Annotated in this window: 16 protein-coding genes; 4 read left to right on the top strand and 12 right to left on the bottom strand. The window is 67.1% G+C overall.

From position 1 onward, the window contains the following. Positions 1 to 93: 93 nt before the first annotated feature. From G6N19_RS12750 to G6N19_RS12780, 7 genes are read right to left on the bottom strand one after another with little or no spacing between them, the layout of a single operon-like run. Positions 94 to 900 (bottom strand): acyl-CoA dehydrogenase family protein, encoded by an 807-nt coding sequence (locus G6N19_RS12750; RefSeq protein WP_013830433.1) that lies wholly within the window; start codon positions 898 to 900, stop codon positions 94 to 96. A 2-nt stretch (positions 901 to 902) separates the two neighbouring features. After that, a complete protein-coding gene (locus tag G6N19_RS12755; protein ID WP_013830432.1) occupies positions 903 to 2,024 on the bottom strand; it encodes an acyl-CoA dehydrogenase family protein in 1,122 nt (373 codons plus the stop codon). Beyond that, complete coding sequence (locus G6N19_RS12760) at positions 2,021 to 2,443, bottom strand: nuclear transport factor 2 family protein (RefSeq protein ID WP_013830431.1); 423 nt, start codon at positions 2,441 to 2,443, stop codon at positions 2,021 to 2,023. The genes G6N19_RS12755 and G6N19_RS12760 overlap by 4 nt, the downstream gene beginning before the upstream one ends. After that, the gene (locus tag G6N19_RS12765; protein ID WP_013830430.1) at positions 2,427 to 3,647 is read right to left on the bottom strand and encodes a metal-dependent hydrolase family protein; all 1,221 of its coding nucleotides are present in this window, start codon (positions 3,645 to 3,647) and stop codon (positions 2,427 to 2,429) included. Before G6N19_RS12765 ends, G6N19_RS12760 begins: the two co-directional genes overlap by 17 nt. 2 nt (positions 3,648 to 3,649) lie before the next feature. Next, on the bottom strand, positions 3,650 to 3,973 hold the full coding sequence (locus G6N19_RS12770) for a hypothetical protein (RefSeq protein ID WP_013830429.1): 324 nt from the start codon (positions 3,971 to 3,973) through the stop codon (positions 3,650 to 3,652). Further along, the gene (locus tag G6N19_RS12775) at positions 3,957 to 5,246 is read right to left on the bottom strand and encodes an aromatic ring-hydroxylating oxygenase subunit alpha (protein ID WP_013830428.1); all 1,290 of its coding nucleotides are present in this window, start codon (positions 5,244 to 5,246) and stop codon (positions 3,957 to 3,959) included. The genes G6N19_RS12770 and G6N19_RS12775 overlap by 17 nt, the downstream gene beginning before the upstream one ends. Before the next feature lie 5 nt (positions 5,247 to 5,251). Beyond that, entirely contained in the window at positions 5,252 to 5,797 is a 546-nt protein-coding gene (locus G6N19_RS12780; RefSeq protein ID WP_013830427.1) for a carboxymuconolactone decarboxylase family protein, read from the bottom strand. 269 nt (positions 5,798 to 6,066) lie between these two features. On the opposite strand from G6N19_RS12780, the gene G6N19_RS12785 reads away from it, so the two are divergent. The 4 genes from G6N19_RS12785 to G6N19_RS12800 all read left to right on the top strand — a co-directional run bounded on the left by G6N19_RS12785 (position 6,067) and on the right by G6N19_RS12800 (position 9,262). Then, positions 6,067 to 7,347, top strand: a complete 1,281-nt coding sequence (locus G6N19_RS12785) for an amidohydrolase family protein (protein ID WP_083037584.1) — start codon at positions 6,067 to 6,069, stop codon at positions 7,345 to 7,347. A 105-nt stretch (positions 7,348 to 7,452) separates the two neighbouring features. Continuing rightward, the gene (locus G6N19_RS12790; RefSeq protein WP_083037585.1) at positions 7,453 to 8,748 is read left to right on the top strand and encodes a cytochrome P450; all 1,296 of its coding nucleotides are present in this window, start codon (positions 7,453 to 7,455) and stop codon (positions 8,746 to 8,748) included. Continuing rightward, positions 8,745 to 8,954 (top strand): ferredoxin, encoded by a 210-nt coding sequence (locus G6N19_RS12795; RefSeq protein WP_013830424.1) that lies wholly within the window; start codon positions 8,745 to 8,747, stop codon positions 8,952 to 8,954. Before G6N19_RS12790 ends, G6N19_RS12795 begins: the two co-directional genes overlap by 4 nt. After that, the gene (locus G6N19_RS12800; protein WP_112683978.1) at positions 8,954 to 9,262 is read left to right on the top strand and encodes a DUF1330 domain-containing protein; all 309 of its coding nucleotides are present in this window, start codon (positions 8,954 to 8,956) and stop codon (positions 9,260 to 9,262) included. Before G6N19_RS12795 ends, G6N19_RS12800 begins: the two co-directional genes overlap by 1 nt. Here the strand turns inward: G6N19_RS12800 and G6N19_RS12805 are convergent. From G6N19_RS12805 to G6N19_RS12825, 5 genes are all read right to left on the bottom strand, one after another. Next, complete coding sequence (locus G6N19_RS12805) at positions 9,259 to 9,468, bottom strand: ferredoxin (protein ID WP_083037587.1); 210 nt, start codon at positions 9,466 to 9,468, stop codon at positions 9,259 to 9,261. The genes G6N19_RS12800 and G6N19_RS12805 overlap by 4 nt on opposite strands. A gap of 12 nt (positions 9,469 to 9,480) precedes the next feature. Beyond that, positions 9,481 to 10,683, bottom strand: coding sequence for a cytochrome P450 (locus G6N19_RS12810; protein ID WP_083037588.1), 1,203 nt, complete (start codon positions 10,681 to 10,683; stop codon positions 9,481 to 9,483). A gap of 119 nt (positions 10,684 to 10,802) precedes the next feature. Beyond that, on the bottom strand, positions 10,803 to 11,621 hold the full coding sequence (locus G6N19_RS12815) for an NAD(P)-dependent oxidoreductase (protein ID WP_013830420.1): 819 nt from the start codon (positions 11,619 to 11,621) through the stop codon (positions 10,803 to 10,805). Beyond that, the gene (locus G6N19_RS12820; RefSeq protein ID WP_041318738.1) at positions 11,621 to 12,499 is read right to left on the bottom strand and encodes an alpha/beta fold hydrolase; all 879 of its coding nucleotides are present in this window, start codon (positions 12,497 to 12,499) and stop codon (positions 11,621 to 11,623) included. Before G6N19_RS12820 ends, G6N19_RS12815 begins: the two co-directional genes overlap by 1 nt. 10 nt (positions 12,500 to 12,509) lie before the next feature. Beyond that, on the bottom strand, positions 12,510 to 14,186 hold the full coding sequence (locus tag G6N19_RS12825) for a thiolase C-terminal domain-containing protein (protein WP_193465051.1): 1,677 nt from the start codon (positions 14,184 to 14,186) through the stop codon (positions 12,510 to 12,512). Between the last annotated feature and the right edge of the window lie 4 nt (positions 14,187 to 14,190).

The raw sequence follows: 14,190 nt of genomic DNA on the forward strand, positions 1-14,190 counted from the left end.
ATAGCGCGAGCAGTCCCCCGCAAGCGGGAGGTGCCCCCAGCTAAAGCCCCCTAAAACGCGTGGATTTGGGGGCTTTGGCGTCTGCTCGGCGGTCTAAAGCTGCGCCAGCCGGGGCGCCGAGCCGCGGGCCCGCAGGCCGCCGCCGACCCGGCGCGTCAGTTCCCGGGAGCCGCCGAGCAATCCGTCGAGCACCAGCACCCGCTCGACGTGACGATGCAGGTCGTGCTCGGCGGTGAACCCGATACCGCCCAGCGCCTGCTGGCAGTGCTTGGCCGCGGTCAGTGCGGCCTTGCCCGCGGCGGCCTTGGCCAGCATGGAGGACAGGTCCGGGCTTTCCGCGGTCAGCGCCGCCAGCGTCGCCTCGGCGCCCTCGATGGCCACCAGGGTCTCGGCGAGCCGGTGCCGAACGGCCTGGAAGGACGCGATTGGCTTACCGAACTGCACTCGGTCCAGGGCGTGTTGGCGGGCCAGGGCGAGCATTGCGCGCGCCGAGCCGATCAGCCACCAGCACACCGCGCGCCGCGCCTCGCCGAGTCGCATCAGCTCGCCGTCGGGCACCTCTCGCAGCGGAAGCCCACCGAGGGCGGCGGTATCGCCCTCGTGCCGGCCGCGTTCCCAGATCACCCAGCGGCCACCGGCATAGGGCATCGGCGGGGTGCCGCCGGGCAGGCCACCGATGGTCTCCAGGATCACGTCGTTGAGCACCGATGCATGTGAACCCGTCTCGCCGAGCAGCCGGAACACCAGCGGTATGGCCAGATCCGGGTTCTCGGAGAGCATTTCCGCCCAACCGAGCTCGGCCAGGGCCCCGTCCAGCTCCGCGCCGGAACATCCCAGCATGGTCTTGCGGAGGGTGCCCTCCAGCAGGGCCAGTGATGCCGCGTCGATCTCGCCGGACATCGTCACTCCTTCCCGAGCTCGAGCAGGCGGCGGGCGATGATGTTGCGTTGCACCTCGGCGGTACCCCCGTAGATCGTGGCGGCCCTGGAGTACAGGTACTCAGTGCGCCATTCGCCCTCGGCCAGCTCGATCGTGCCCGGCAGCAACTCGCGGGCGGTGTCGTAGAGCAGTTGTTCGGCGGCGGCCAGCAGCACCTTGTCGATCGAGGTCTCCGCGCCCAGCCGATGGCCGTCGGCCAGCCGGTGCTGGGTGGCCCGGGAGCGGCAACGCAAGGTGTGCAGCGCCAGATACACCGCGCCCAGGTCGCTGTCGATCTCGGCGCCCTGGCGCTTCACCGCGGCGATCAGTGCGTCGAAGCGCGAGTACAGGTAGGCGATGCGCTGCCAGAAGCAGGTGGACCGCTCATAGGGCAGCAGGTCCATGGCGAGTTGCCACCCGTCGCCGGGCTTGCCGAGCATCCGCGAGCCGTCGACGACCACATCGTCGAAATACACCTCGCAGAACTCGTCGACGCCGTGCATGGTCTGCAGCGGCCGCACCTCGATTCCGGGGCTGTCGACGTCGACGAAGAACGCCGTGATCGCCTGGTGGTTGGGCGTATCCGCGTCGCCGGTACGCGTCAGCAGAATGCACCGCTGCGAGTGCTGGGCGAAGCTGGTCCAGACCTTCTGCCCGTTGATCACCCACTGGTCGCCGCGCGGGGCGGCCCGGGTGGTCAGCGAGGCCAGGTCGCTTCCCGAGCCCGGCTCGGAAAAGCCTTGGCACCACTGCTCGTCGCCGCGCAACAGTCGGGGGACCATCTCGGCAGCGAGCTCGGGCCGGGCGTAGTCGATCATCGTCGGCGTGAGCACCTCGAGCATGGAGTACGGTCCCGGCTCCGCCAATCGGCGACCGACGACCTCTTCACCGACGATGGCCCGCAGCACGTCCGGGCCGCCGAGGCCGCCGGCGCGCTCGGGCCAGCCGTAACGGCCCCACCCGGCCTCGTAGAGCGCGCGCTGGACCCGGGCGAACTGCCGCATGTGCGCTTCCAGCGAGTCGTCCTCGGACGGCGCCAGATCATTGGCGTCGAGCCAGGCGCGTAGTTGGGTGCGGAACTCGGCGGGATCGTGCAGTGCACTCATCCCGCTTCGGGCCTGCCCACGGCGTGCGGCCGCCCCGCATCATGGGCGCCGCTGCGCCGGATGAACGTCATCTTGCGGGTCCGAAGCCGCCAGCCGTCGGCGGTGCGCACGTAGGTGTCGTTGTAGTAGCCGATGCGCATGTCGTGGCTGGCGTGGTCGATGAAGCACAACGGTTGGGTGCCGGTCGCGGTGTCGCCGTCCAGTTCGATCGCCGGGGTGCCGGTCATGAATAAGCCTTTGGGGGCGGCATCGACCAGCACCGGAAACCGGTCCAGCGAGTAGGTTTCGCCGAACGCGCTGTAGGTGCCGTCCGGGGTGAACACCGCCACCAGCCCGTCGATGTCGCCCTGGGTGATGGTCACCGCGTAGCGCGCCAGCGTCTGCTGGATCTCGACGAGGTCGTCAGTTCTTGTTGACATACACCTGACCGCCTTTCATGACGAACTGTACGTTGCGGGTAACGGTGATGTCGGACAACGGATCTCCCGGTACCCCGATGATGTCTGCGAGTAGGCCCTCGGCCAGCCGGCCGCGGTCGGCCGCGTTGATCAGTTCGGCAGCGGTCACCGTCGCCGCCTTGAGCACGGCGGCCGGCGGCATCCCCCAGTCGACCAGGGTGACCAGTTCGTCGGCGTTGCGGCCGTGCGGGATCGCCGGTGCGTCGGTGCCGACGGCGATCTTCACCCCCGCCTCGTAGGCGGCCTTGATGGAAGTGCGCGCCTTGGGGAACATCTCGGCTGCCTTGGCCTGCAACACCGGCGGGGCTTTGGAGACGTCCATCGCCTCGGCCAACCGCCGTGTGGTGACCAGGAAGCGGTCGTGCTCGACGAGCATGGCGATCGCCTCGTCGTCCATCAGGAAGCCGTGCTCGATGCAGTCGATCCCGCACGCCACCGCGTGTTTGACCGCCTCGGCGCCGTGGGTGTGCGCGGCGACGCGCAGCCCGCGGCGGTGCGCCTCATCGACGATCACGCGCAGTTCCTCGTCCGAATAATGTTGGGCGCCCGCCTCTCCGGTCAGCGACATGACGCCACCGGAACAGCACACTTTGATCAGTTGTGCACCGTGCTTGATCTGGTAGCGGACCGCCTTGCGGATCTCGTCGACACCGTTGGCGATGCCCTCCTCGACCGTCAACTCCAGCACGCCGGGCATGAATGCGGCGAACATCGTCGGATCCAGGTGCCCGCCCGTGGGCGTGATGGCATGGCCGGCCGGCACCACCCGCGGGCCTTCGATCCAGCCGGCGTCGATCGCCTTGCCCAGCGCAACGTCGAGCAGGTAGCCGCCGGTCTTGACGAACAACCCGAGGTTGCGCACCGTGGTGAAGCCGGCCCGCAGCGTGCGCCGGGCATTGCCCACCGCACGCAGTACCCGGGTCGGCGGATCGTCCTGGACCTGGGACAGGCCGGGGTTCTCACCCCGGCCGCCCATCAGCAGGTTGACCTCCATGTCCATCAGCCCGGGCAGCAGGATCAGGTCACCCAGATCCAGCACCTCGTCATCCGAGGCCGCGGCGTCGCCGATGCCGACGATCCGATCACCCTCGACCCGGATGACCCCGGGCCGGATGATCTCGCCGGAGTCGACGTCAAGCAGCCCGGCCGCCTTGAGCGTCAGCACCTTTAGACGACCGGTTCCTTGATGCAGTCGATCCAGGCGGCGCCGCTGTCCGGGACTCGCGGCTGCTTCCAGGCCTCGATCGGGAAGGAGACCATCACCAAAGACTGCATGAGGTGCATCAGCGAGCGTGCATCATCGGGCAGATCGTTCAGGTCGAACTTGTCCAGGTAGTTGATGGCGTCCTCGAGTCGCCCGAACGCGGCGTCGTAGAACTCCTGCATCTCGCCCATGGTGGAGGCCAGTCGCTTGGCGTAGCGCTCCGGCTCGGTCGCCAGATCCCAGTCGGCGTAGGGCTGCAGGTCAGCGAAGTCAGACGGTAGCGCCATTGGCGTGCTCCTTCTTGTATTCGGATACGTAGTCGCGGGCGGTCTTGTGCAGGTGTCGAATCAGGACCTCTTGGTCGCACAACAAGAAGTCGTCCACGACCTTCGTGCCGATCATGGTCTGGGTGGCTTCCAGGGTGTTGGCGTCCTGCAGCGCGTACTCCTTGAAGGTCACCGCGGCCAGTTCCTGGGCCAGACGCTCCCGGGCATTGCGCGGCGGCACGAAGTACAGGCTCGCCTCGAAGGTGTGCTTGTCGGCAGCGGTCGGCCAGTACTGGTAAGTCAGGTACCAGCCCGGCTCCCAGATCAGAATCATGAAGTTGGGGAAGAACACGAACGAGTCGATGCCCCACTGCGGCACTCGCTTGATGTTCACCGACGGTGGCAATTCCTTGAGGTCGGCGATGAGATCCGGCTTGTCCCAAGGGCCGAACAATCCGCTGCGCAGCGCCCGGTCCAGCGGCTTGACCATGTTGAGGTCGGCCGGCGGCGACTGACCGCCCCACGTTGATTGCAGGCTGTGTGGTCCGGCCAACTCGTAGTGCAGCGCTTCGTAGCCGTATTTCTGGATCTTGGCGGCTTCTTCCTTGGTGTACTGGCCCTGGTGCAGGATCGGCGCGTGGTAGAACTCCACGAACGCATCGAGGAACAGCTTCCAGTTGCTGCCGATTTCGGACTTGTAGGAGTAGACCTCGGTCATCTCGGCGAACGGGTAGCCCTCCAGGCCCTTGGCCAGCGATCCGAGGTATTCGTTGAGCGGGCCGGCGTTGTCGTCGAAGTTGACGAAGATGAAACCTTCCCACACCTCGCAGCGCACCGGGACCAGGCCGTACTGGCTCTTGTCGACGTCGAAGAACTCGCCCTCCTGCTGGATGAACGTCAGGTCGCCGTCGAGGCTGTAGCGCCACGCGTGGTACTTGCAGGTGAACTGGCGGCAGGTGCCCTCGGTCTCCTCGTTCGGGAAGTCGTTCCACACCAACTTGTTTCCGCGGTGGCGGCAGATGTTGTGGAACGCCCGGACCACGCCGTCCTTGCCCTTGACGATGATGATCGAGGTGCCCTTGCACACCGAGGGGAGTTCCCGGGTGAAGTAGCTGCCGGTCTTGGGCAGCCGCTCGACTCGCCCGACGTGTAGCCAGGTGCGCTTGAAGATCGCCTCCTGCTCGTCGGCGAAATGCGCCGGATCGAACGAGTCGGTGTAATCGACCGGCTCAGTGCCGAGCTCGGGATAGGCCTGCGTCCAGCTACCGGCTGCCGGCTTGGGGAAATGTGCCACGGAAATTACCTCCCTGATTCGGGTTCTTCATCGAGTTCAACGCCAAAAGTGTTGAAGGCCATGGCCAGCATGCTGTAGCAGCCGACCGTGAAGACGAGTTCCATCAGCTGGTGCTCGTCCAGGTGCTGGGTGAGGATCGCCTCGGTGGCGGGGGAGAGCCGGGAATCCTCGTCGAGCTCGTCGGCGGCGGTGAGCACCGCCTGATGCAACACGTCGCCCGCCGCGCCGTGTTGCAGGTCTTCGATGTCGGCGTCCGTGAGCCCGGCCTCTTTGCCGATCGTGATGTGGTGGACCCACTCGTATTCGCAGCCGCGGCGGTGGGCGGTCCGCAGGATGGCGAGCTCGCGCAACTTGTCGGGCAGCGTTCCGCGGTAGAGCAGTTCGACGTTGAACTTCAGGAATGCCCGGGCCAGTTTCGGGTGGTGGACCAGCATGGTCATCGCGGAGCCGGCGTCGCGCGGGTTGCGCCGATCGGCGGTCAGCACCTGGGCGAGCGCACGCTGGACCGCCTCATCGTCCCACTGGGACTGCGACAGCGGGGCCAGCCGCATCTGCTCCTCCTCGCTAGTGAGAATCACATTCTCATATTTGACCAATAGATTTCCATGTTTCTCGCGATTGGTCAACACTCGGCCGTCGCCGCTGGCAGGGCGGTCGGGCCGGGCGCGTTCGGGGGTTGTGCGACCGCGTCCGGCGGCGCCCGGCCCGCCGGGGCGGCCAGAAGGTTGATTCTCCGAAATGGGGAAGCTAGTTTTCATTGCAGACGTCAGAAGCGTCAGGGGACCGGCGCCGCTGCCGGACCCGGATCGGAGGCTGGGCCGTGAACAAGGACGACATGATTCTGGTCAGCGTCGATGACCACACCGTTGAACCGCCGGACATGTTCGCCAACCACCTGCCGCGCAAGTACCTCGATGACGCGCCGCGGCTGGTGCACAACGCGGACGGCTCCGATACCTGGCAGTTCCGTGATGTGGTGATCCCCAATGTCGCCCTCAACGCGGTCGCGGGCCGGCCCAAGGAGGAATACGGTCTGGAGCCCCAGGGGCTCGACGAGATCCGGCCCGGTTGCTACAACGTCGACGAGCGCATCAAAGACATGAACGCCGGCGGCATCCTCGGCTCGATCTGCTTTCCGTCGTTTCCCGGTTTCGCCGGGCGGCTGTTCGCCACCGACGACCCCGACTTCTCGGTGGCACTGGTGCAGGCCTACAACGACTGGCACATCGACGAGTGGTGCGGGGCGTACCCGGGGCGCTTCATACCGATGGGGCTACCGGTGATCTGGGACGCCGAGAAGTGCGCCGCCGAGGTGCGGCGGGTGTCCAAGAAGGGTGTGCACGCCCTGACGTTCAGTGAGAACCCGGCGGCCATGGGCTACCCGAGTTTTCACGATCCCTACTGGGACCCGCTGTGGAAAGCGCTGTGTGACACCGACACCGTGCTCAATGTCCACATCGGGTCGTCGGGCAAGCTGGCCATCACCGCGCCGGACGCGCCGATGGACGTGATGATCACGCTGCAGCCGATGAACATCGTGCAGGCGGCCGCGGACCTGTTGTGGTCCAAGCCGGTGAAGGACTATCCCGACCTCAAGATCGCGCTCTCCGAGGGCGGCACCGGCTGGATCCCGTATTTCCTGGAGCGGGTGGACCGCACCTACGAGATGCACTCGGTCTGGACCGGGCAGGACTTCGGCGGCAAGCTGCCCTCCGAGGTGTTCCGGGAGCACTTCTTGACCTGCTTCATCTCCGATCCGGTCGGTGTGAAGCTCCGGCACGATATCGGCATCGACAACATCGCGTGGGAGGCCGACTACCCGCACAGCGACTCGATGTGGCCGGGGGCGCCCGAAGAGCTCTGGGATGTGCTCAGCGCCAACAACGTCCCCGATGACGACATCAACAAGATGACCCACCTCAACGCCATGCGCTGGTACTCGTTCGACCCGTTCGCCCACATCCCGCGTGACCAGGCCACGGTGGGCGGGTTGCGGAAAGCCGCCGAGGGCCATGATGTCTCGATTCGCGCGCTCAGCCAGCACAAGCACGGTGAGCGACAGGCGAATGCACTGATGGACGCGGCGCGGTCGAACAGCTGAGCGGGGGCTTGCGTTGACGGGCACCCGCGGGTGTGAAAGTGTGTCGATCGTATTCGAGAATGGCATTCTCGGATGCGAGATCCAGGGAGTGGAGCGGGGCTCGTGATGAATCCGGATGACATCGATTTCTTTACCGACCAGGCGGTCGTCGGCGACCCCTACCCCTATCTGCACGCCCTGCGGGAGCGCTCGCCGGTCACCCGCGAGCCCCACCACGGCGTGATGATGGTGACCGGGTGGGATGAGGCGTGCGCCGTGGCCGGCAACGCCGACGTGTTCTCGTCGTGCATCGCGGTGACGGGCCCGTTCCCCGGCTTCCCGGTGCCCCTCGACGGCGACCTGGGCGGCGAGACCGTGGCGGGGCTGATCGACAAGCACCGCGACGAACTGCCGTTCAGCGACCAGCTTCCGACGCTGGACCCGCCGACGCACACCAACCACCGGGCGTTGCTGATGCGCCTGCTGACCCCCAAGCGCCTCAAGGAGAACGAGGACGCGATGTGGGAGTTGGCCGATCAGGTGCTCGACGGATTTCTCGCCCCCGGCGCCGGAGAGTTCATCAACGGCTTCGCCGCCCCGTTCACCCTGCTGGTCATCGCGGACCTGCTGGGCGTCCCCGATGAAGACCGCGACGAGTTCGTCAACAACATGGGGCGCAATGTGGGCGGCGGGATCGGCAGTACCGATGCCAAGGCGCTGGCGCACAGTCCGCTGGAGTTCCTCTACGCCACCTTCGCCGACTACATCGCCGACCGTCGCCGTAATCCGCGCGGCGACGTGCTCACCGGGATGGCCGAGGCGACGTTCCCGGACGGCTCGATCCCGGACCCGATGGACGTGGCGCGGGTGGCCGCCAACGTCTACTCGGCCGGCCAGGAGACGACGGTGCGACTGCTCGGGTCCGCGTTGAAGATCCTCGGGGAGACTCCCGCGATCCAGCAGCGGCTGCGTGACGACCGGGCACTGATCCCCAACTTCATCGAGGAGGTGCTGCGCTTTGAGACCCCGGTCAAGGGTGACTTCCGGCTCTCCCGGGTCGACACCGAGGTCGGCGGGGTCGCAGTCCCGGCCGGCACCACGCTGATGGTGCTGGCTGCCGGCGCCAACCGCGACCCACGCCGCTTCAGCGACCCGGACACCTTCGATCCCGCCCGCAGCAATGCGCGCCAGCACATCACGTTCGGGCGGGGAATCCACAGCTGCCCCGGGGCGCCGCTGGCCCGGGCCGAGACCCGCATCGCGCTCGAGCGGCTGCTGGATCGAACGGCCGAGATCAGCATCTCCGAAGAGCGGCACGGCCCGCCCGGCGCACGACGTTTCAGCTACATTCCGACCTACATCCTGCGTGGTCTGATCGACCTGAATCTGGAGTTCACCCCGGCCGGGGAGGGAACGCGATGAAGGCGTGGGTCGACCCGGATCGCTGTGCCGGCCATGGCATCTGCACCACGATCTGCCCCGAGGTCTTCGCCATCAACGACGACGGCTACTCCGAGGTCACCGTCGATGAGGTGCCGGCGCACCTCGAGGACGCGGTTCGTGACGCCATCAAACAATGCCCGGAACACGCCATCGACGATGTCACCGATTCGCAAGAGGAGAGCTAATGTCCAACGGGCCCAAGGGCTATGTCATTCTGACCGAGGCCATCAACGACCCGGAGGGCATGATCGCCTACGGTAAGGCCGCCCAGCCGACGATGGCAGCGGGCGGCGCGAAGATCCTGGCGGTCGACACCAAGGCCGAGGTGGTCGAAGGCGACTGGCACGGGAATCAAACCGTTGTACTGGAATTCGAGTCGGTGGACGCCGCCCGAGCCTGGTACCACTCCGAGGGCTACCAGCAGGCGGCGAAACTGCGGCAGGCCGCCGCCGACTGCAACGCCGTCATCCTCTCCGGGTTCCCGGCGCGCTAGTCGCCGTCCTCGACGATCGACAGCGCCTGCCGTGGGCACCGGCGGACCGCCTCGAGCACATCATTCTCGGTCTCGGGGGTGATGTCGGGCTGCAGGATGTGCAGGGTGTCGTCGTCATCGAGGTGGAACACGTCCGGGTTGATGCCCATGCAGATCGCGTTGGCTTCACACAGCCCGTAGTCGACGACGACTTTCCGGTTTGTCATGGGCGCCGGCACCTACCGGAGCACCCGGACCGGGACGTTCTGCCAGCCGGCGACGTTCTGCATGTGAACCCGTTGCAGGCCATCCCACTGCACCTCGTAGCGGGGCATGAAGTCCAACAATCGCTCCAGCGCGATGGTGCTCTCCATCCGGGCCAGCGCCGCTCCCAGACAGCTGTGGATCCCATAGCCGAGGCCCAGGTGCTGTGCCTCGGTCTGATCCCGGTCGATGTCGAAGGTGTCGGCGTCGGTGAAGGCATCCGGGTCGCGGTTCGCCGCGGCGTTGAGCAAGAACACCGGCTTGCCCGCCGGGATGGTGCCGCCGCTGACGTGCGCCTCCTTGAGGGTGTAGCGCACGTTGTACTGCACCGGCCCCTCGTAGCGCAGCAGCTCCTCCACGGCAGCCGGCACCTTGCTGCGGTCGTCGAGCAGTTTGCGCCACTGGTCCGGGTTTCGGGCGAAGATCACCGCGGCGTTGCCGACCAGCTTGGTGACCGTCTCGGCGCCGGCGCCGCCCAATAGCGCAGCGAAACCGGTGATTTCAATATCGTCGAGCCGGCGCGGCTGACCGTCGTCGCCGGGGATCTCGGCGGCGATCAGCCTGCTGAGCATGTCGTCCTGCGGGTTGGTCCGCCGTTCCTGCACCAACCCGTAGTAGTACATCGCGGTATCGATGTTGGCCTGCATGTTGACTTCGCTGATTTCGATCTGCCCGGGTTCGTGGTGCAGCGAGATATTCATCCAATGCCGCACCTGCTGCCGGAACTCATCGGGCACCCCGACCATTCGGGTGATCACCTCGACCGGGAACGGGCCGGAGAAATCCTGCACCACATCGAAGTGATCCGGGTTCGCGGCGCCGAGGAACCGCTCGACCTGCTCGATGATGGTCGCCCGCTGCGCCTGGATCGCCCGCGGCGTGAACGCCTTGTTGAGCAGGCTGCGCATGTGCCGGTGATCCGGCGGGTCCATGAAGATGATCGACTTCTGGGGGGGTTCATCCGAGCGCACCATCGCCAGGTCGCAACCGCGGGCCGAGGAGTAGGTCTCGAAATCCTTGAGTGCCGCCGCCACATCCTCGTGCCGGGTCAGTGCGTAGAAGTCCTCCTGCTCGTCGTAGTAGAGCGGGGTTTCTTCGCGCATACGCCGATAGATTTCGAACGGATCGTTGAAATACTCCTCCGAAAACGGGTCGAAGACGAGTTTCGGCTTGGTCATTGAATCCTCCTCAGCGGCGAGAACCGGCTGAAAAACGTGGTGACCGGGCGTTAGACCGTATGCCCAACTGTAAGATAAACAGGTCTACCGCGGAAGGGGATTCGGAAAGTCCGGCGTCGTCATCGCGGATGATCCATCAGCGCCAGCGCGGCGTCGGCGGCGTCGAGCACCGCGCCCGGTGTCGCCGCCGCCTGCTGTGCCAGATCGGCCACCAGGCGCACGTCCTTCTGCAACAGCGTCCCGGCCATTGCCGCCAGCCGATCCAGGGTTCCGCCGGATCCCCGGATGCTGTTGAGCGCAAAGCTGTTCGAACTGCCACGACTGACCACCTCGGCCAGCCGCTCCCGCGACACCCCCAGTTGCTCGCCCAGTGCCAGCGCGGTCGCGGCGGTGCCCAGATTGGCGGTGAACAGCAGGTTGTTGAGCAGCTTGGTCACCTGGCCCGATCCGAGTCCACCCAGATGCACGACGGGGTCGGCGTAGGTGTCGAATACCGGCCGGCACCGCTGCACCACCTCCTCGTCGCCGCCGGCCATCACCAGCAGCGTCCCGGCCTCGGCGGCCGGTCCGCCGCCACTGACCGGTGCGTCGATCAGCGACACGCCCTGCCGGGCGCAGTGTTCGGCCAACCGGCGACAGGTGTCCGGGTGCACGGTGCTGTGAATCGCGATGACGCCGCCGCGCTGCATCCCGGCCAGCACGCCGTTCTCGCCCTGCACCACCTGCTCGACATCGGCATCGCCGACCACACACAGGCAGACCAGGTCGCTGGCATGACCGAGGTCGGCCGGCGAGTCCGCGACGCGCGCCTCGGTGTCGGCGAAGGCCTCCAGCGTGGCGGCCCGGCGTGCCCACAGCGTCGTCGAGTAGCCGCCCTCGATGATGCGTCGCGCCATCGGCGCGCCTTGGCTGCCCAGTCCGATGAAACCGACCCGCATCAACTGACCTCCGAATTCCGCGCGGCGGTCGCCACGCACTTGTCGACGAATGACAACACCGAACGGTGGTAGTTGCCCGCACTGAAGCCGAGGCTGAGATTGTGGCCGGCCTCGGGTTGTTGATTGGTGGTGAAGCCGGCTGTGGCGGTGAACAGGGCGCGAATGTCGCGCTGCGCAGCCGCATCTGATTGCCAAATCTTCTCGTGTTCGGCGAAGGTGAAGCGCACCGGCACCCGGATCTGAGCGGCCAGCGAGGGAAAATCGTGCCGCGGCCAATCGGCCACCATGGCGGCTTCATACGGTGACCCCGGCGATGAGCTGGTGGTCCCGCGCAGAACCGCTTCGGGATACAGCGTTGCCGGCTCCCAGAGCAACTCACGCAGACCGACCGGACGCTGCCCCGGTCCAGCCGAGCTCAAGGCCTGCCGTGCGGCGCCCCGGTAATGCAGTCCGGTGCCGGCCAGTTCGAGCCCGAGTAACTCGGCGCGGCGCGCGTCGACCGCCATCCGCATCGCCAGCTCGCAGCCGTTGGAGTGGCCCAGGATGAACAGCCCGGCGCCTCGCGGCCGGTCACCGAGGACGGCATCGACGGCCAGGTAGGCCAACCGGACACGCTGTTGTGGGTCGGTCACCGCCTCCGGGTACAGCGCCGAGGTGCCATAGCCCGGCCGGTCCAGCGCGATCACCGTGTAGCCCAGTGCCGCACCGGTTCTCAACAGCGACAATTCGGGTTGTCCCGGGCAGTCGAAGTACAGCGAAGTGGTGCCGCCGCCGTGCAGGGCGACGACCACGGCACGCGGATCGGCAACTTCGGCCAGCAGCGCCGACATCGGTATCCCGTCGGCATTGACCGTGCGCGGCCGAACGGGGTGGCTCATCGGGCGGCCCTCACGAGTCGGCCCGCAGCAACATCACCCCGCTGGGAGTCAGCCCGCCACTGCTGGTCACCGCCACGCGGGCGCCGCTCACCTGGCGTGCACCGGCCTCGCCCCGCAACTGGGTGACCGCTTCGTGGATCAGCCCCATCCCGTGGGTGCGGCCGTGGGAGAGCTGCCCGCCGTGGGTGTTCAGCGGAAGCACCCCGTCGCGGGCGATGTTGGCCCCGCCGTCCAGGAAGCTCTTGGCCTCGCCGATGCCGCAGAAGCCCAGTGCCTCGATCCATGACAGGCAGTTGAAGCTGAACCCGTCGTAGAGCTCCGCGACGTCGACATCGGCCGGTCGCAGGGTGGTCCGCGACCACAGGTGCGCGGCCTGGCCCAGCACCTGCGGCTCATGGGTCAGCGTGCTCTGGTCCCAGTCGATCGGCTCGAGGATCTGAGTGCCGACCGCCTCCACCAGTACCGGCGGCTTGGCCAGATCACGGGCCGCGTCGGCCGCGGACACGATCACCGCGACGGCGCCGTCGCACGGGACGTCGCAGTCATAGAGCCCGAACGGCGTGGTGATCATCCGGGCGGACAGATAATCGTCCATGGTCAGCGGGTCGCGGTAGATCGCCGTCGGGTTCAGGGCGGCATTGGCGCGCTGGTTCAACGCGATCCAGCCCAGCGTCTCGCGGGTGGTGCCGTAGCGGTGGAAGTGCCGCTGGGCGTTCTGCGCCAGCGTGTGCGCCGCCGAGATCGCCCCGAACGGCATCTGCCAGCTCGCGGTGCGAGCGCCGCCCAGCGGGGCGACCTTGCCCTGCTTCATCAGTTCGTTGTAGGTGGCTTCCCACAGCGTCCGGAAGCACAGCACGTGCCGCGCCAGCCCGGTGGCGACCGCCAGCATGGCGGCGATCACTGATCCGCCCGGACCGAACGTCTCCATGCCGCCGTTGTGCCAGGTCGGCCGGACGCCGAGCGCCGCCTCGAGCGCGGTCACCCCGCCCTCGCCGAACGGGCCCGGTAGACCGCCGCCTGGATACGTCGACAGGCCGTCGATGTCGTCGATGCTCAGCCCGGCGTCGGCGATCGCCGCATTACAGGCCGCCACCGTCAACGACAGCGGCGGCACCAGCTGCCGGCGTCCCAGCGTCGACATGCCGATGCCGGTGAGCGCCACCTTGTCCTCGAACTTCTCGGTGGTCACCATCGGGCGCACATGCCGCGCGAAGTCCTCGGGTGCGATCTCGTCCTCGGGCAGCGGCTTGGGCGCTGCGCCTGCCGGGCCGTCTGCTCCGGCCGGCACCGGCCGGAACAGCGGCAGCCACACGTCGTCGATGTTTTCGAAGGCGACCTCCACCTGCTGGCCGAGCTCGAGGCCGTCCGGATCGCAATCGATGATGTTGGTGGTCAGGCGAACTCGGGGATCCTCGTTGATCGCCACCTGTGCCACCACGTACGGTGCCGGCATACCGGGCAGGCTGAACCGGTGATTGACGGTGAAGCCGGCCAGGGTGGCCCGCCCGGACAGGTCGCGCACTGCCAGGTTCTGGCTACGGCAGTGGCGGCAGACCGGTTGCGGCGGATGGATGAGGCCGGCGCAGTCCCGGCATTGCTGCATCCGCAGCACTCCGTCGGCGCCTGCGGTCCAGAAGAACTCGTTGTCCAAGGTGAGCGCCGGCAGCGGTCGTCCCGGTGCGTTCACTGGT

This window comes from Mycobacterium novum, assembly GCF_010726505.1.
Lineage (GTDB): Bacteria > Actinomycetota > Actinomycetes > Mycobacteriales > Mycobacteriaceae > Mycobacterium > Mycobacterium algericum.